This window comes from Bacillus pretiosus (assembly GCF_052947655.1).
On sequence record NZ_CM129593.1, the window covers coordinates 3,794,646 to 3,812,627 of the forward strand.

The window sequence follows — 17,982 nt, forward strand, 5'->3', positions numbered from 1 at the left end:
GGTTTATTTTTTCTCGCCCATTTTTTCCAAATACAGCAATGCATCATCCAGCGTATCAACTGGTACAACTTTCATTTTTGTTTTAATATCTTTCGCAGCCTCAAGCGCATCTTTATAATTCGATTTCTCCGCACCTTTTTCATTTGGCGCAAAGAACACTTCAGCACCAGCATCACTTGCAGCAACCACTTTTTGCTGAATACCACCAATCGGACCAATTTCTCCCTTTTCATTTATCGTCCCTGTTCCAGCTATTTCATGCCCTCTTGTTAAATCATCTTCCACAAGTTGATTATATATTTCTAATGTAAACATTAGGCCTGCCGATGGTCCGCCTATTTCATGAGAATCAATTTTCACTTTCGGATCTACCATTAATTCTCTTTCAGTAACGATAGAAACCCCTATACCAACACGCCCATTTCCATTCGGAATGGTCTTTACATTTAAATTTTCTTTTAACTGTTTTCCATTTCTCTTGTACTCAATATTTACTGCTTCCCCTTCTTTTTTCCCTGTCATATATTCAATAAATTGCTCCGTCTTTTCAAATGTTTTTCCGTCGACAGCTATGATGACATCTCCAAGCTTAAGCTTTCCTTCTGACGGCATCCCTTTCGCTACTCCTGCAACCAATACACCTTTATTTTCAAAAGAAACAGTACGGTTTGCACGTTTATACGCATTATAGATTGCTGCATTTTGCGAATCTTTCATCGCATAATTTTGGCGAAATTGATATTCTTCATCACTCTCACCTTTTTGCAATATTTCTTCCGCTTTCGAAATATGTGTATATTTATTAAACTGTGCCGCTATTAAATTCACCACATTTGCTGGTCCCATTGAAACCGTAACAAGCATAAAATCACCGGATTCTTTCGTTCCACCCTCAACTTGAACGTAAGGCTCTAATTTGGCCGCCATTCCTGGTTTTGTTACATAATACGGTAAACGTACGTAAACAAGTAACATCGCCAATATAACCCCTATTAAAATTGCATATATAAACCGAAAACGCTTAAACATTATGTTTCTCCTTCCACTGCTCAATTAATAAATAAATATTTGCAACATGTTTTTCCGCCTCTACTTCTCCAACTCGAATAATGTCTTCAATGTTTGTAAAAGCACGTGAACTAAATTGTTCTACAGCTGGTCGCATCATTAAATCCGATGCAATTTGTCGATTCATCACCAGCTCATGTTGCATAATTTCAATACTCTGCATAATTACATCATAAATAGACGTAACCTCTCCATTCACTTTAATCGGCGATACATCAACAGCAATAACAATATCGGCACCTAACTCTTTCACAACCGATACTGGAATGCGATCAATCACTCCGCCATCCACCAATAATCGTCCATCTATCTTTTCTGGTACAAACACTCCAGGTACAGATATGCTAGCTCTCACAGCCTCTGCAACAGGACCACTTGTAAAAACTACTTTTTCCCCCTTCAAGATGTCAGTAGCCACAACAGCCGTCGGGATATCTAACTCTTCTAAATTTTTATTATATGTAAACATTTTAATCATATCTTTGACACGTTTTCCAGCAATAAATCCCATTTTCGGAACTGTAAAATCTAAATAATATTTCCTCTTAAAAACATTTGCCAGTTTATACAACCTTTCAACGTTTGAGCTAGCTGCATAAAACGTACCTACTAAAGCCCCCATACTACTTCCTGCAATCATATGAATCGGTATACCATTTTCTCTTAAAACTTTTATAACACCAATATGCGCAAACCCTTTTGCGCCCCCAGATCCAAGAGCTAAACCAATTTTCGGTTCTTTCATTTTTCTCACCCTTTAATTTTTTTCATTCCTTTTTCATACTTATGGTCTAAATGCACTACGTATCCACGTATACTGAAATGAACGTTTTTTGGGACAAAGGGGGATTTACTTACATGTATGAAAAATGGAAAACGGCTTTTCTTACCCTATCAACACTATTTTTAACCTTTTCTCTTGTACTTCACCCCCAAGCTGCTTTGCAAGCTTCCATTCGAGGGTTAAATATATGGTGGGAAGTTGTATTCCCTTCACTTTTACCGTTTTTCATCATTGCGGAACTTCTAATTAGTATTGGTGTTGTAAAATTTATAGGTGTTATATTAGAACCACTCATGCGACCACTTTTTCGCGTTCCAGGGATAGGCGGATTTGTTTGGGCAATGGGAATGGCTTCTGGATTCCCTGCTGGCGCCAAATTAAGCGCTAGACTACGTAAAAGTAATCAGCTAACACAAATCGAAGCAGAACGCCTCGTATCTTTTACAAACTCATCTAATCCACTTTTTATTTTTGGAGCTGTTTCTATCGGTTTTTTCAATAATCCGAAATTAGGAATCGTATTAGCTGCTGCACATTATTTAAGTAACTTTGCCGTCGGGTTATTGATGCGTTTTTACGGCAATAACAATATTTCCACGAAGGATCAACATCCTACTAAAAAACGTCCTTTTCAAAACCCTTTTTCAGTCCTACACGAGACGCGCATGCAAGAAAAAAGACCATTAGGAAAATTACTTGGGGACGCTATCGTTTCTTCTATTCAAACGTTACTTATGATTGGTGGATTTATTATTTTATTCTCTGTTTTAAATAAAATGATTACTGTATTTCATATTACAGCAGCACTTTCTTTTATTATGCAACATATTTTATCATTCTTCCAACTAACTACAGAATTTAGTATTCCAATCTTATCAGGCATTTTTGAAATGACACTCGGTAGCCAAATGATTAGTCAAATAAATGAAACACCCCTCCTGCAGCAAGCTATGGTAACAAGCTTTATTTTAGCGTTTAGCGGCCTTTCTATTCAGGCACAAGTTGCTAGCATATTAGCTGAAACAGACATCCGATTTAAGCCCTATTTTTTCGCACGAATTATCCAAAGTATTCTGGCTCCTATTTTTACTTTTATATTTTGGAAACCATTTTATGAAAAAGTAAGCTCTTTTTCACCTATGCAAAAAGATATCCCCGTATTTTTATCGAATCATTCTTCTATACTGCAAGAAATTTGGACATCTTTTGTACACTATGGACCGATCTTTACTTTATTTTGTTTATATGTATATGTTATCTTATTATTTTTTCGTAGCAACAAAGAAAAACCCCGTTCACTTTAACGGGGTTTGAAACTTTTCTTTTAAAGCACGTTCTACAACAGGAGGTACAAGATCTACTACGCTTCCTCCATATCTCGCAACTTCTTTTACAATGCTCGAGCTTAAAAATGAATATTGGTTATTTGTCATAATAAAAAAGGTTTCAATATTTTCATCTAATTTTCGATTCATAGAAGTAATTTGCATCTCATATTCAAAATCAGAAACCGCTCGTAACCCACGCAAAATCGCGTTTGCATTACGCATTTTCGCATACTCCACTAGTAGTCCACTATGTGAATCTACTTTTACATTCGGGATATCCTTTGTTGCTTCTCGAATTAAATCTAAGCGCTCTTCAACTGAAAAGAACGGTTTTTTTGACGAGTTGTTTAAAACTACTACGTATACCTCATCAAATACTTTTGCTCCCCTTTTAATAATATCCAGATGCCCAAGGGTAATTGGATCAAAACTTCCCGAAGAAATAGCTATACTAGTCATTCCGTCCCCTCACCTTCATACTTATAAATCGATATTGCTGTAATCCCATAATTTTCAGCTCTTACTTTTACAAGACTCCCTATAGAATCAGGTAAAACCACATCATTACCATGCTCTGACATAATTAATCCATCTCTATGTAGCAATCCATGTTGATCCATCACACTAATTAAAGATACAATTTTTTGATCTTTATATGGAGGATCAATTAGTATAAGATCGAATGATATTTCACGTTTTATAAGAGCCTTTACCGCACGTTCTGCATCATTTCGATATACTTCAGCTTGTTCCTGTATTCGACAACTTTCTAAATTTTGATGGATTACTTTTATCGCTTTATTATCTCGATCAACAAAAATTGCTTTATCAATCCCTCTACTTATAGCCTCGATTCCAAGACCACCACTACCGCCAAATAAATCAAGAGCGATACCACCATCAAAATAAGGACCTATCATATTAAAGATTGATTCTTTTACTTTATCTGTCGTTGGACGTGTTGTATTACCTGGCACCGCTTTTAGTGGATGCCCTTTACATTTTCCTGAAACTACTCTCATCTGTTGTCACTACCTTTATTTCAATCTATCGAGCAATTATAGAAAACCTTTCTCCATTCGGTAACCGCTACCAAACTATACTATTCCATGAAATTTTCCATTCATTTCTCAACGAACAATAGGAGAACTTTGGCTTAAAATAACCGCTCTGCATTTTTATGTATTCATCTCACCATGCGCTAACACGAACCCAATATGTATATTCGTTTCACTTTATCTTTTTTATCCTATCATAAAATAAAAAAAAGAAAAATAAAAAGCCAAACATAAAATTTAATTTCATGATGTATATCTTCATTTAGATTGGACATAAATAATTATAACAACATCACCTTCGATGTTGTTGCCAACCGCGGAGAAGACTTACGTTTCCCCATAAGTTCTTCCTCCGGTTTCTCCTCTCCCTTTGCCTTCTTACTAGTACATGCTAGTATAAGAAGGGCCCTGCTTTGCAGGGTTTTTTTTCTTTGTCTACTTTTCATTTAAAAAGTGAGATGGTACAGTAAGTAAAAGAAAGAGGAGGAAAAAATATGATTCAACGCTTTATAGAACTCGGAGAAGGCTACTCTGATTTATATGAATTACTTGAAATTGCCAAAGCAAATCAAGAACGTATAACACATATGTTACAATTTGAAACGATTAAAAATGAAAAAAAAGTGTGCTCACTTGTTGTAATATTAAAACCAACTACTACTGGTGATTTCCAACCATTATACATATGTCGTGAAGGCATTCCTGTACTTGAAAATAAAAAAAGTAAACGCGTCATTTTATTTGAAGAAACGGCAGAACAACTAGGAAGAAAAGTGACTACCTTTACGGTAAAACCATCCACAACTTTCCCAGAAAAAGAACTGTTTTTCAATCATTTAATTGGTATTTTACGAATGAATAATTTCATTCCTCCAATGAAATAAAGTGTTATTTCAAGTAAAAAAATCCCCTACTAAAATTAGCAGGGGATTTTTTCTATTAACTATAATCGTATTCTTTTGCCCGATCAGGACGTGAATTTTCAAATTCCGTTTTTAAATACGGGCGGTACGACTGTTCTATCTTCTTCACAAAAGGAAGTTTGTTCAACTTTTGCATCATATGCTCAATTTGTTCCATATCACAATATACTACTGCGTATTTTAAGCGTTTTGATATGTAATGTATGTTACCATATTTCCTTAAAATCTTGGCATGTTTCAATGAATGTAAATAAACAATCATACTTTGTCGTTGCCCGAACATAATCTTCTCCATCTTCTCCTTTTAAAAACATATATTTTATATTTTATGAAAACCAATCAGAAATTTATGACATTACAGGACAAACTCTGTATACGTTTTCTTCTATCTTCTAAAAAACGGGGTAATTTACCCCGTTTTACAGCCACAACCTCCGCCGGTACCACAACCGCCACCACAGCCACCAGCATCAAAAAATGGATTTCCTGTTGGAACTTTGATGGAAGAAGACACCTCAGAACCGATTGCTACACTAACTTCATCTAACAACTTTTGCAAAGCTGTTTCTACTCGTTTAAAAGCTGCAACCTTATCATGTAAGTCTACAGAACGCTTTAACTCCCTCATTTTCGTCGAAACGAAAGTATAATCAGGATGGTATTTACCGAAACGTTGCACTTCTTCATATCGTTCTTTCATCGCTGTAAATTGCTGAATTAACGTCTGAACTTCCATATCTTCATGCAATTCTTTATAACACTTACGATAGTCTTCTGCTATATCTGAACAGATAATCGCTTTTGCAAGCTGCTCTGCCTTATCTAATATCAATACGCTTTCCAGCGTCGCTACAATCATGAGAGACACCTCCGAGTATTCATCATACCACATTTAGAATAGAACTACTAATTGAAGTGTCTCACTAAACAGAAAGATATCACTCTAACTATTTTCCGTATAATCCCAGCACATACTTATACATTAATATGTTCCGCAATATTATATTTCAGAACATCCCATTTCCCACTATTTTCTTTCACATAACTAATACATGCATTTTTTAATGGTGTCTTAAACGAAATATCTTCCGGTGCAATTGCATGTAAAATTGCTTTTATCGCATGTGAATGAGCTACAATGATAATACGTTTGCCAGAATGGGTTTCTGCAACATCTTTTATAGCAGCAAAGCAACGGGTTACAATCTCTTCATCTTGCTCCATACCTTCTACTTTACCTTCTGCAATTAGCTCCCTAACAGTCGCAACCGGCTTCCCAGAAGCTTCACCAAAATTACGTTCAACAAATCGCTCATCTAATAAAATCGATTGCAATCCTGCAGCCCCTGCAATTTCCTTAGCTGTTTCGTGCGCTCTAATTAATGGGCTACTTATAATTACATCCCATGCTTCCGCTTGCAAAGCAACTGCACTTTGACTTGCTTGCTTCTTTCCCACTTCATTAAGTGGAATATCTTCACGTCCCTGAATAATCTCTTGAAAATTCCAATCAGTTTGTCCATGTCGTACTAAACAAATTTCCGTCATGCTCATGCTGCAACTCCTTTTTAAATAATCCGCTTCTATTGTATCAAAAGTTCTGCATGACGGACATAGTTTTCCCTTCCAATTATGTTGTATTTTGCTGCTTCATATACTGAAACATATCGATCATAATGGAGGCAACTGCCAATTGGTTTTGAAATTTCTCAACTTTATCTGGTATCGTTTTTTTGAAATGCTGCATAGCCGCTAACTCAAATGCCTCTTTTTCTTCAGGGTTTCGCGTTAGTTTTCTATACCAGTACGGTTGCTCCCTAATATAGCGAGATAAATCCTCATCAGCCTTTATAAACTCCATAATTTCTGCTCTCATCCGCTTTCCCCCTAATCCTTCTGAAAGAAAAATGGATTATTTTCGGAAGTACTTTCTTCTTGCCGCGCGGGCTTCCCTTGAAATTGTTGAAAAACTTGTTGCACACTACCAATAGCACTCGTCACATTAGCTAAATGGTGTTGCATCTGTTCCACATCTAGCTTTTTAAAGAAAGAAAGCATTTGTCCCATCACATCAGCAGTTTTTTCCTCTTCAGTTCGATTATCTTTTTCTTTTTCTTTTTCTTGTTTATTTTCTTTTACCGAAGAAAAAGCTGGCGCTCCATCAGGCCTAAAAGTTGCCCATATCGGATCTTCTTCACCAAGTAAGTACCATTCTTCATAAAACTGTTGCCAAGTTTTGTGACCACTTCTAACCTCATGAACCATTTTAGGGTGATGGTTTACAAACTCTTTAAACTGTTGAACCGATGGATGTAACGGTCCTTTTGTTGTTGGCATAATCCTCACCTCTTCATGTATATCTACTATATAGTAAGAAAAAAAAGGCACATGGTTCGCCTATTTTTAGACGATTCATGCACCTTTTTATCCTGCTATTTGCATACGGTAAGATTCCGACCTACACTTCAGTGAATACGAAGTACTTAAACGTGAGGTTTCCCCTACACAACTTAAAATTTCACTTTATTTTCGAATAAAGTTTTGTGTATAAAACTTATCGTATACCCCAACACCTAATCCTGTAAATTGTTCATTTAATACATTCTTTCTATGCCCTTCACTATTTAACCAACCTTGCACCGCCGCAATTCCATCACTATGTTGCGCCGCTATGTTCTCACCAGCAAGTTGAAACCCTACTTTCCCGCGCTGTAAACGATCTCCTAACGTACCTAGTGTAGGTGAATCGTGTGAAAAGTAATTATTATCCTTCATATCTTTACTATGCCCTATAGCCACCTCTGCTGTTTGTTGATCCCAAGCTAACAGCGGTAACTTATGGCGACTTCGAATAATATTTGTTAAATCAAAAATTTGTTGCATATTCCCATTCTCTATTTGTTTCATTTTATCTGGAGTCAATGGTTGTTCAGCTAGTAATTCACCCGAATAAACAAGCTGATACGGTCTTTGGCGTAATAACGTTTCATCATCCATATAACGAACACCAACAAGCTCATGTGTAAAATGATCAAAATATAATTGTGCCCAGCCATCTTCTACAGGTATTAATGGTTGTTCCATCACTTCCGTGTCAGATAACTCAAATTGATAACTATTTTTCCCTCTTTTTAACGAAATCTCATGCGAGAGTGGATTCTTTTTATACACTTCTTCATACTTTTCATTTATATAATAAGGCGGCACCTTAACCTGCTCACCAGCAACATACGCCGTTACAACTTTTCGTTCTGCAACTCCAAATTGAACATACTTAGTTAAATCTTGATTATATACCCACCATTCATATCCGTAAGCAGATGGCTCTATTCGAGATGGTTCGCCCCATTTTGCTAATAAATTTTCAGAGTCCCCACCAATCATATTTAAAACAGTATCGGAAGAGTCTTCATTTACTTGTTTTTTCTTTTTCACAATTTTATTTTCTTGCTTTGATTGAGATGGGGTTAATATATATTGTGAAACGAGTAATTTCCCGTATAAATCAACAGCTAAAATTAAAAATGTAATCATTACGATACGCAATAATTTCTTCAATCGATATACCTCCTGCACAAAACATAAAATTGAGATATACACAAATCCTTTTCTTTCCTTTTTTGTGTGTACCGTACTCTTTTCACTATATCATATTTTCGCAAAAAAAGTCTGGATTCTACCTTTTCTCTCAATATGAATTGCACTTTCTTATTATTCATACTATTATAAAAATAATGATGTAACATGAAAAGAGGAGGTATTATATGCAATTTACAAATACGAAATTTAATGGGGCAGTCGTTGATTTAACACTATTAACAGAGATTATGGAAAAGAACCATTTTGTACTTGCTGGACAGTGGGATTATGAACGAGTTACATACGATTATAAATTTGAAATATTAAATGATATTTATTATTTGCGCGTACAAGGTTTGGCTGTTGAAGGTGATGTTGGTAGCAGACACGCTGAAATAAAGCTACTTCCTCCCTTATTAGGAAAACATTATTATCCTCACGGCGTTGAATATGGTGATGGTGAAACTTTCCCAACGAATGTACTTCAAAAAAGCGAACAACTCCTACAAAATATCGAAAAAGAGTTAAAAGAGTTCCAAATCATTGAGTAAATAGAAAAAGCGCATCATATTGATGCGCTTTTTCTATTTATCTTACTTAAGAATGAATCGTCTTTTTGACTGGATACCCATAAATAGTTCCATCCTTTACTTTAATCTCATCTTCCCAAGGAACCTTATATTTACCTTCAGCTAAATCTTTTACAAACGTATACGGGTTTTCTTTCACCCCTCCAGGAGTCGCTACATATCCCCTTGAACCTAAATTATATATATTATTTTCGAGACCCCATCCTAATCTAGCCTGATCTGCTAGCTCTGGATATACTTCGGCAGTAACAATCTCCCAAGGATTTCGGTGTCCCTGCACTAAAGTAGTCCCATCAAAATTACAAACTTGTCCTTCACCAAAGTAATAAAATACCCCATCATAACCCGCTAAGTTCACTGACAATGTATACATTAAGTTTTGCCATGCATTCGAACGATTAGTTAACATCCATTGTTCACTAACTTGTGTGCTATATCCAGAAATACGAATCAAGACATTTGCACCTTTATAAGCTGCTTCACGAGCTACTTCAGGAAACATACCATCATGACAAATACAAACAGCTAATTTACTTCCTCCAGGTCCATCACAAACAGGTAAGCCTAAATCTCCAGCTTTCCAAGGTTCGACTGGCACCCAAGGATTTAGCTTACGATACTTCAAAATCATTTCACCTTGTGGATCAATAATTATTGCTGTATTATACGGTTCTCCACCATCAGGGTTTCTTTCCATTATAGAAAAAACACCATATACCTCAGACTCTTTACATGCCTCAGCAAACAAGTCTGTTTCTGGCCCAGGAACTGTACATAAAAACTCTTCTGTAGTCCATTTTTTTGTATTAAGCCCTTGTGTACTATATTCTGGAAACACTATCAATTCCAATCCAGGATACCCTGATTTAGTTGAATGAATTGTTTTTATGATCTGTTTAATTTGTTTATCAATGTCTGCACGTGACTCTACTACCGGTACTGGATATTGTATTAATGCTGTTAAAAAACCACTAATTGGCTTTACCATACTTCCACTACTACCCATTTAAATTCCCCCTTAAAATAGTTCTTGTTTATTAAAGATAACAATATAAATTTGTAACTCTCTAAAAAACTTGCACTACACATGGAATCATTACGTATTAAAGCTAGTAGTAAATCTTATATCCACTTTTAGTACATGCCTACACTAACTTAACATGAATAAATTGAAAATTCAATCTTTTATAGTTTACTAAAACTATAAAAGTGTATGGAAACCCATACACTTTTTTACTTAGTCTGTAAATATGGCGGTAATTGTTGCAACTGCTCTTTATCTTTTTCACGCTCTCTACGTGCCCACCTAAAAAATACATAACCAATAATCGTACCGTACACTATTTCCTGGACAATTTTCATAATGATGCCACCTGTTTGTTGATCTTGTACGACTGGCATCCAGTGTAAAAATTCTGGTCCAGTTATATTTAAATCAGATAAAGTTCCCGCTGGTACACATAGTTCCATCGCCTTCATCCAAGCAGCCGGATCCGTATACGTTGCAAATAATGGCGCCGTCGCAAAAATGATTAACGCGCAAGCTGGCGTTAATAATATACCGTTAGCAAACATATAACCCAGTTTCTTTATATCACTTAACGTTTGATATTCTGGTAATGGATTTAGCATCGGCCACCACATCATGATTGCCGTAAAGAACAATATAGCGAGACAAATAGGATGAGCAATTTGACTTTGTTTTACTGTATCAAAAACAACTGGTAAATGATAAAAAGAAAACAGGCCATTAAATACAAACAATGCAATAAGTGGCTTAGCAAATATCTTCAATATAATTTGAACGAACTTAAAAGAAGTAATATAACGATATAACCAAACTGGTATACCAAGCAACAATAACGGTGGAACTGCAATATACATAACTGCCATTTCAAACATATGTGCACTAAATATAATATGACCAATTAAATCAATAGGCCCTCCCTTTACAAAATACAAAAGAACAATCCCGGTCGTAAAATAAAAAACTTGCTTCTTACTTACCTTTTTCGCATGTTCAAATCGCATTCTATATGGCCCAATAATTAAAAAGTACCCGATAAGGATCGAAAGCATAAATAGTAAAAAGATTGGACTCCATAGAGCTTGAAAACCAAATATCCACAAGTTACTCATTGTCACACCTACCTTCTTAAGGTTATCCTTTCACATAACATGAAGAGGGAGCTGTGACGACACAAGCTCCCTTATTCTTCACTTTTCAAATCCACACAATTGTCATAAAAGCTAAAATTGTAATTAACCCGATCAACAGACCAGAATAAAGAAAGAAACTTGCCGCTTCATGTCCTTTATGACTCATATGCATAAAATAATACAATTGAAAAATTACTTGTACCACTGCTAATAGTAAAATAAATGGTACTGAGAAAGTCGGACTAAAAGTTTTCGGATATGCGACTGCTGCAAATGCAACTAATGTTAAAAAAATCATTAATGCAAATGTAATAACTTGATGCTTCATTTCCTCCGCACTTTTTCTCTTCCGATAAACAAGATCAACTTTAGGATTATTCATTTGCTTTATCGCCATTGTTTATCCCACCATTCCCATCAAATATACTACAGTGAAAATAAACACCCAAACTACGTCAATAAAGTGCCAATAAATCGATGCAACATAAAACTTCGGTGCATTGTATAAATTTAGACCTCTCTTCGCATTTCTAAAGATTAATGTTAAAATCCAACATAATCCAAACAATACGTGGAGACCATGTGTACCAACAAGAGCATAAAACGCGGAACCAAATGCACTACTTCTCATAGTATGCTTAAATTCATGCGTATAATGATAAAACTCATATATCTCAAATGCTAAAAACCCTAAACCTAGCAACACTGTTACTAATAGCCAAAGTTGCATTTTCTTAAAGTTAAAGTTTTTCATATGATACATCGCATATACGCTCGTTAAGCTACTCGTTAATAAAAGCATCGTCATAATGAAAACGAGTGGCATTTGGAACATCTCTTGAGATGTTGGTCCACCATTTGTAGAATTCTTTAACGCTAAATATGTGCCAAACAAGGAAGCGAACAATACTGTTTCGCCTCCAAGAAATAACCAAAAACCGACAAACTTATTTTTTCCCTCAAGGGTTGCTTTTTCAGGCTCTGCTGGAAATGTTTCATTCGTTAATTTTTCATCTACATGCATTATGCCTTGCCCCCCTTATCTTCTAAATCTTCCTTATGAATATGATATCCATGATCATCGATTACTGAACGTAGGAACATTGTACCAAATGTAATGATTAAACCGATAATTGCTACTAATAACCAAAACTTATCTTTTCCACCCTGCATATACATTGCACCGAATGCCGCTATAAACAATCCTAAAGAAATGATAAATGGTGAAAACGATGGATTTGGCATATGAATATCACCAATTGGTTCCGCCGCTGTCATCTCTTTATTCCCTTCACGTTTTTCAATCCAAAACGGATCTAACCCGCGAACAAATGGCAATTGTTTAAAGTTATATTCTGGTGTTGGTGCTGGCATTGTCCATTCTAATGTACGTGCATCCCATGGATCACGACCAGCCTTTTCTTTTGAAACTGTCGTTTTAATTACATTGAATAGAAGAACAATCGTTCCAAGAGCCATAAATACCGCTCCAATAGAACTAATCATATTCCCCATTTCCAGCCCTTGGCCTTCAAGATATGTGTAGTAACGACGTGGCATACCAATTAAACCAAGGAAATGCTGTATGAAGAACGTTAAATGGAAACCGATAAAGAATAGCCAAAATGTTATCTTTCCTAACGTTTCATTCAATACTTTATTAAACATCAGTGGCCAATAATAATGAGCTCCTGCAAGTAAACCAAATACAACACCGCCGACAATTACATAATGAAAGTGAGCTACTACGAAATAGTTATCATGAAATTGATAATCCGCTGGTGCAGATGCTAGCATAACACCTGTAACTCCACCCATTACGAATGATGGAATGAAAGCTACTGCCCACATCATCGGTGTCGTAAAACGAATACTTCCTCCCCACATCGTAAAGAGCCAGTTGAATATTTTAATACCGGTCGGTACTGCAATCGCCATTGTTGCAACTGAGAAAATAGCATTTGCAACTGGACCAAGTCCAACAGTAAACATATGATGCGCCCATACCATAAATCCTAAGAATCCAATTAATACTGTCGCGAACACCATCGACGAATAACCAAATAATCGTTTTTTCGAAAATGTCGCGAAGATTTCTGAGAATATTCCGAAAGCTGGGAGTATAAGAATGTATACTTCTGGATGACCGAAAATCCAGAATAAATGCTCCCATATAATTGTATTCCCGCCCAATGCTGGATTAAAGAAACTTGTTCCAAATAAACGATCTAACATTAAAAGTCCTAATCCTACAGTTAACGGTGGAAAAGCGAATAATATTAGAGAAGATGTTACAAATGTCGTCCATGTAAACATCGGCATACGCATATACGTCATTCCTGGCGCACGCATATTAATAATGGTTACAAGGAAGTTAATACCTCCAATTAATGTACCAATACCGGAAATTTGCAAGCCGAGTACATAAAAATCAACACCATGGCCTTTAGAGGCTAAAGCTAAAGATGCATAAGATGTCCAGCCTGCATCAGGTGCTCCACCTAAAAACCAACTTAAATTTAAAAATACTCCACCAAAGAAAAATAACCAAAATCCGAGTGAATTCAAAAACGGGAACGCTACATCACGTGCACCAATTTGAAGTGGTACAGCGGCGTTCATAAATGCAAACACGAGTGGCATAGCTGCGAGGAAAATCATTGTTGTACCGTGCATCGTTAATACTTGATTATAAGCATCCCCAACAAGAAAAGCGTTGTTAGGAATCGCTAATTGAAGGCGAATAAATAGAGCTTCTATTCCGCCTATTATAAAAAACAATCCACCTGCAATTAAATAGAGAATGGCAATCTTTTTATGGTCTACTGTCGTTAAATAATCCCATATGACAGCACCCATCCCCTGTTTTTTTGCTACAGAACTCACGTTTTCAACCTCCCCTTCGCGAATAATCCCTCTTTACTTTTCAACTTTTAACGTTTGTAAGTATGCATTTAATGCATCAATTTGATCATCCGTTAAGTTGCCATATTTACCAGTCATTTTATTTCCTGGTTTCATATTTTCAGGATCTTTCAGCCATTTTTTTAAGTTTTCTTCATTGTTTTCGGCAATACCGGCAACCATATCGCGATCCGCAAAGTTTGCTAAGTTTGGTGCGATACGAGCGGAAGGTGGTCTACTATCATTAGATCCAACTGCGTGACAACCAATACAGCTTTTATTAAATATTTCTTGGCCCTCTTGCGCCTTTGTTGAAGCTACTTCTTTCTTCCCATCAATCTTCTTCATATCAGCAAGCCACTTTTTGTACTCGCTTTCATCTAAAGCTTTCACTTTGAATTGCATTAAAGAATGTGATGGGCCGCAAAATTCTGTACAAAAACCATTATAAGTGCCCGATTTATCTGCCTTTAACCACATTTTGTTCACATTGTCTGTATTTGTATCCATTTTCCCAGCTAAAGATGGAACCCAAAACGAATGTTTAATATCGGCACCCTTCAAATTCAAATACACTTTCTTACCTGTGGGGATGACTAAATCTTGAGAAGTCACTATTTTTTCTGATTTATAAGAAAATTCCCACCAATAAAGATTCGCTGTTACATCAACAACGATAGTATCTTTATCAATATTCTTTTTCTCCATCGCACTTACATCAGCAAGTTTGAATGTATATGTAACCGTCGGAACAGCTAAGATTAACAAAAGAATAATCGGAATAACTGTCCAAATAATTTCTAGTTTGTGATTCCCTTCAACTTGCTCTGGAATATAATCTTCCTGACCTTTCTTTTGTCGGAAACGCACAATTACATATAAGAAAATAATAGTAACTACTAGTACTACTCCTACCATAATCGCAGTTGCTAGTAAGAGCAAATCATATTGCATTTTTGCTACTTCTCCTTGCGGAATTAAAGTAGATTGAAAGGCTTTACCGCATCCCCCTAACAGTAAAGCCAGCAGTGAAACGAACGAAAGCAGTCGCCACTGTTTCTTCATACAAACAACCCCCACTTTCCTTGTGAATTAGATTGTACTTTATAGTTAAGTAAAGTAAATCTCAACGTAAAGAAATCCAATTATGTCGTTGTCTTAGAAGAATGTAACTACAATCATTGATACAAATAAGATTGTTAAATAATTTAGGGAATAAACAAACATTTGTACGGACCATTTGATGTCATCTTGCTTACGGAAGCCATAAAATCCTAAAACGATCCATCCGATGTTTAACAATGTTGCAATTACCATAAATGTTATCCCTAGTCCACTCATATAAAATGGTAGTGGTAATAAACATACTGTCCAAATCATAATTTGGCGTTTCGTAATTTCAAATCCATGAACTACAGGAAGCATTGGAATTCCTGCATTTCGATATTCATCAACACGTTTCATCGCTAATGCGAGGAAATGTGGGATTTGCCAAATAAACATAATTAAAAATAACATCCAAGCAATTGGATGGCCTAAAGATGGATCGATTGCTGCCCATCCAATTAAAGGTGGAACTGCTCCAGATATACTACCTACAACAGTATTTAGTGTATACTTTCTCTTTGTCCATAACGTATATAAGACAACATATGTGAAAGCACCAATAAATCCCATTAATACTGCCATTGGTGTTGTTAATAATAAAAATACAAATCCAAGAAGTAATATAACTAGTCCAAATGTAAGTGCAAATCCCGGTTTATACTTCCCAGTAACTGTTGGACGGGTTTTTGTTCTTTCCATTAACGGGTCGATGTCTCGATCAATGTAGTTATTTAAACAACATACCCCTGCCATAATTAATCCAGAACCAACGATTGTAAAGAATAACTTATCCAGATTGTCCATCACACTTAATCCATTAAAATGTAATGCCAACCAAAATCCTGTAAATACAGTAAGTGTATTTGAGTTTACAATCCCCATTTTAACGAGCGCTGATAAATCTTGTAGCCGAGTTGTTTCCGGTACACTTGTAACAGCTGACTCATCATGCAGCTCACTTGTTGCATGGCTCATCACTTTAACCCCCTCTTAAAACTTTCATCTTTCTTTTTGCGCCTATTTCGAATGAAATATTTCGCTTCTATATAGCAATATTATTACAGTAGAAATATTGTTAATCCATTCTACTACTAATCTACGCCCATACTCCAATATATTAAATCATATTTCCCGAACATTTTGTGAAGAAAACATGAACTTTTTGTGTCGAATATAAAAACTTAATTCTTACTTGTCCTTATCATAACATGATGTTACCTTCTATAATAAACTTTTTTGTCATATTTAACACGTATTCTCCCCATATCTTTTCAAAATAGCCTGTTTTCCACCTAAAAATTCCCTTATATATCCTATTTCCACACCCATTTTCTCTCCCCTGTCTGCCCCCGCCATTTCTTTGCTATTTTATTATTTTTTATATATCATAGGAACTAGCGCTTTTTATTCTATACATAATGGAATGAAAATATTTCGCAATAACTTCATAGCAGAAAGATGGTGAAATAGATTGCAACGCTTTATTAAATGGTTAGCAGTCATTACGAGTCTTGATTTATTAATAGTTTTACTAGGAGGCGCCTTAGTTACAAAAACAGGTTCTGGCCAAGGGTGCGGTAAATCATGGCCACTTTGTAACGGTGAATTTGTTCCATCTAATTTATCAATGGAAACTATTATTGAACTAAGTCACCGCCTTACATCAGGATCAGCAGGAATTCTTGTCACTCTCCTTTGTATTTTGTCCTGGAAATATTATAAACATGTGCGCGAAACAAAAACGTTAGCAATTTTATCCTTCGTATTTTTAGTTGCGCAAGCATTAATGGGAGCGGCAGCAGTTGTTTGGGGACAAATGCCAGCTGTACTTGCTATCCATTTCGGTATTTCCTTAATTTCATTTGCTTCTGTCATTTTATTAACGTGTCTTATCTTTGAAATTGATCAGAAATTTGATGCACGTTCACTTATTATGGACAAAAAAATGAAATTTCATATTTATGGTGTAACAATTTACAGTTATATTGTCGTCTACACAGGTGCTTTAGTACGTCACGAACGAGCTAGCTTAGCCTGTCCAGACTTTCCTTTATGTAGCAAAAATAGACCTATGCCAACTCAACTACATGAATGGGTTCAAATGGGACATAGAGTTGCAGCGATGTTAATTTTCGCTTGGATACTATACGCGATGATTCTCGCTATTCGCCATTACAAGCAGCAGCCTGTCGTATACTGGGGATGGATCATTTCATTTATCCTTGTTACACTTCAAGCTATCGTAGGAATTTTAGTCGTATTTACAAATGCTAATTTAGTAATGGCATTACTACATTCACTATTCATTTCTTGCTTGTTTGCTGTACTATGCTATTTAGTTATGTTAGGTACACGAAGTAAAGTGAATGCAAAAGAAGCTGAATCAACTTCTAAACAAACAAAATAAATTTAAATTAAAATACCTTGCTGAATTGGCAAGGTATTTTTTGCAATAAAGTGAAACTTTAATCAGTGGGGGTC

The 17,982-nt window shown here is 35.8% G+C and carries 21 protein-coding genes; 4 read left to right on the forward strand and 17 right to left on the reverse strand.

The features are described from left to right. Positions 1 to 3 precede the first annotated feature (3 nt). Both ACU8YW_RS19270 and ACU8YW_RS19275 read right to left on the reverse strand, forming a co-directional pair. The gene (locus tag ACU8YW_RS19270; RefSeq protein ID WP_000476311.1) at positions 4 to 1,029 is read right to left on the reverse strand and encodes a SepM family pheromone-processing serine protease; all 1,026 of its coding nucleotides are present in this window, start codon (positions 1,027 to 1,029) and stop codon (positions 4 to 6) included. After that, positions 1,022 to 1,813: a patatin-like phospholipase family protein gene (locus ACU8YW_RS19275; RefSeq protein ID WP_000662602.1), complete on the reverse strand. Its 792-nt coding sequence runs from the start codon at positions 1,811 to 1,813 to the stop codon at positions 1,022 to 1,024. Before ACU8YW_RS19275 ends, ACU8YW_RS19270 begins: the two co-directional genes overlap by 8 nt. Before the next feature lie 113 nt (positions 1,814 to 1,926). Between ACU8YW_RS19275 and spoVV the strand changes: the two genes are divergently transcribed. Beyond that, entirely contained in the window at positions 1,927 to 3,156 is a 1,230-nt protein-coding gene (gene spoVV / locus ACU8YW_RS19280; RefSeq protein ID WP_088064314.1) for a dipicolinic acid transporter SpoVV, read from the forward strand. Here spoVV and coaD read toward each other — a convergent pair. Beyond that, positions 3,148 to 3,639 (reverse strand): pantetheine-phosphate adenylyltransferase, encoded by a 492-nt coding sequence (gene coaD / locus ACU8YW_RS19285; RefSeq protein ID WP_000200598.1) that lies wholly within the window; start codon positions 3,637 to 3,639, stop codon positions 3,148 to 3,150. The genes spoVV and coaD overlap by 9 nt on opposite strands. Next, a complete protein-coding gene (rsmD, locus tag ACU8YW_RS19290) occupies positions 3,636 to 4,202 on the reverse strand; it encodes a 16S rRNA (guanine(966)-N(2))-methyltransferase RsmD (protein WP_001266975.1) in 567 nt (188 codons plus the stop codon). Before rsmD ends, coaD begins: the two co-directional genes overlap by 4 nt. A gap of 530 nt (positions 4,203 to 4,732) precedes the next feature. Here rsmD and ACU8YW_RS19295 point away from each other — a divergent pair. After that, entirely contained in the window at positions 4,733 to 5,122 is a 390-nt protein-coding gene (locus tag ACU8YW_RS19295) for a DUF7147 family protein (RefSeq protein WP_000616012.1), read from the forward strand. A 55-nt stretch (positions 5,123 to 5,177) separates the two neighbouring features. Here ACU8YW_RS19295 and ACU8YW_RS19300 read toward each other — a convergent pair whose 3' ends face one another. The 6 genes from ACU8YW_RS19300 to ACU8YW_RS19325 all read right to left on the reverse strand — a co-directional run bounded on the left by ACU8YW_RS19300 (position 5,178) and on the right by ACU8YW_RS19325 (position 8,719). Continuing rightward, complete coding sequence (locus tag ACU8YW_RS19300; protein ID WP_002080814.1) at positions 5,178 to 5,444, reverse strand: YlbG family protein; 267 nt, start codon at positions 5,442 to 5,444, stop codon at positions 5,178 to 5,180. A gap of 126 nt (positions 5,445 to 5,570) precedes the next feature. Beyond that, positions 5,571 to 6,020: a YlbF/YmcA family competence regulator gene (locus tag ACU8YW_RS19305; RefSeq protein WP_000634355.1), complete on the reverse strand. Its 450-nt coding sequence runs from the start codon at positions 6,018 to 6,020 to the stop codon at positions 5,571 to 5,573. A gap of 116 nt (positions 6,021 to 6,136) precedes the next feature. After that, positions 6,137 to 6,709 carry a histidine phosphatase family protein gene (locus tag ACU8YW_RS19310; protein ID WP_033657734.1) on the reverse strand — a complete coding sequence of 191 codons (573 nt, stop codon included), beginning with the start codon at positions 6,707 to 6,709 and terminating at the stop codon, positions 6,137 to 6,139. A gap of 82 nt (positions 6,710 to 6,791) precedes the next feature. Beyond that, positions 6,792 to 7,037 carry a YlbE-like family protein gene (locus ACU8YW_RS19315; protein WP_001200991.1) on the reverse strand — a complete coding sequence of 82 codons (246 nt, stop codon included), beginning with the start codon at positions 7,035 to 7,037 and terminating at the stop codon, positions 6,792 to 6,794. Positions 7,038 to 7,048: 11 nt separating this feature from the next. Then, positions 7,049 to 7,498 carry a YlbD family protein gene (locus tag ACU8YW_RS19320; RefSeq protein ID WP_001143337.1) on the reverse strand — a complete coding sequence of 150 codons (450 nt, stop codon included), beginning with the start codon at positions 7,496 to 7,498 and terminating at the stop codon, positions 7,049 to 7,051. Between the two features lie 186 nt (positions 7,499 to 7,684). Then, positions 7,685 to 8,719 carry a CAP domain-containing protein gene (locus tag ACU8YW_RS19325; RefSeq protein ID WP_000735384.1) on the reverse strand — a complete coding sequence of 345 codons (1,035 nt, stop codon included), beginning with the start codon at positions 8,717 to 8,719 and terminating at the stop codon, positions 7,685 to 7,687. Between the two features lie 206 nt (positions 8,720 to 8,925). Between ACU8YW_RS19325 and ACU8YW_RS19330 the strand changes: the two genes are divergently transcribed. Then, entirely contained in the window at positions 8,926 to 9,291 is a 366-nt protein-coding gene (locus ACU8YW_RS19330) for a YugN family protein (RefSeq protein WP_001160938.1), read from the forward strand. Between the two features lie 46 nt (positions 9,292 to 9,337). On the opposite strand, the gene ACU8YW_RS19335 is transcribed toward ACU8YW_RS19330, so the two are convergent. The 7 genes from ACU8YW_RS19335 to ctaB all read right to left on the reverse strand — a co-directional run bounded on the left by ACU8YW_RS19335 (position 9,338) and on the right by ctaB (position 16,476). Beyond that, positions 9,338 to 10,336, reverse strand: coding sequence for a formamidase (locus ACU8YW_RS19335; RefSeq protein WP_000535797.1), 999 nt, complete (start codon positions 10,334 to 10,336; stop codon positions 9,338 to 9,340). Positions 10,337 to 10,563: 227 nt separating this feature from the next. Continuing rightward, positions 10,564 to 11,469 carry a cytochrome c oxidase assembly factor CtaG gene (gene ctaG, locus ACU8YW_RS19340; protein WP_000069010.1) on the reverse strand — a complete coding sequence of 302 codons (906 nt, stop codon included), beginning with the start codon at positions 11,467 to 11,469 and terminating at the stop codon, positions 10,564 to 10,566. 85 nt (positions 11,470 to 11,554) lie between these two features. Further along, a complete protein-coding gene (ctaF, locus tag ACU8YW_RS19345) occupies positions 11,555 to 11,887 on the reverse strand; it encodes a cytochrome c oxidase subunit IVB (protein ID WP_000985692.1) in 333 nt (110 codons plus the stop codon). 3 nt (positions 11,888 to 11,890) lie between these two features. Then, complete coding sequence (ctaE, locus tag ACU8YW_RS19350) at positions 11,891 to 12,514, reverse strand: cytochrome c oxidase subunit III (protein ID WP_000557858.1); 624 nt, start codon at positions 12,512 to 12,514, stop codon at positions 11,891 to 11,893. After that, positions 12,514 to 14,349: a cytochrome c oxidase subunit I gene (gene ctaD / locus ACU8YW_RS19355; protein WP_170956742.1), complete on the reverse strand. Its 1,836-nt coding sequence runs from the start codon at positions 14,347 to 14,349 to the stop codon at positions 12,514 to 12,516. Before ctaD ends, ctaE begins: the two co-directional genes overlap by 1 nt. Positions 14,350 to 14,409: 60 nt before the next feature. After that, positions 14,410 to 15,459: a cytochrome c oxidase subunit II gene (coxB, locus tag ACU8YW_RS19360; RefSeq protein ID WP_000745278.1), complete on the reverse strand. Its 1,050-nt coding sequence runs from the start codon at positions 15,457 to 15,459 to the stop codon at positions 14,410 to 14,412. Between the two features lie 93 nt (positions 15,460 to 15,552). Next, positions 15,553 to 16,476, reverse strand: coding sequence for a protoheme IX farnesyltransferase (gene ctaB / locus ACU8YW_RS19365; protein WP_000017546.1), 924 nt, complete (start codon positions 16,474 to 16,476; stop codon positions 15,553 to 15,555). A 496-nt stretch (positions 16,477 to 16,972) separates the two neighbouring features. Between ctaB and ctaA the strand changes: the two genes are divergently transcribed. Beyond that, entirely contained in the window at positions 16,973 to 17,908 is a 936-nt protein-coding gene (gene ctaA / locus ACU8YW_RS19370) for a heme A synthase (protein ID WP_001188735.1), read from the forward strand. The last annotated feature ends 74 nt before the right edge of the window (positions 17,909 to 17,982 follow it).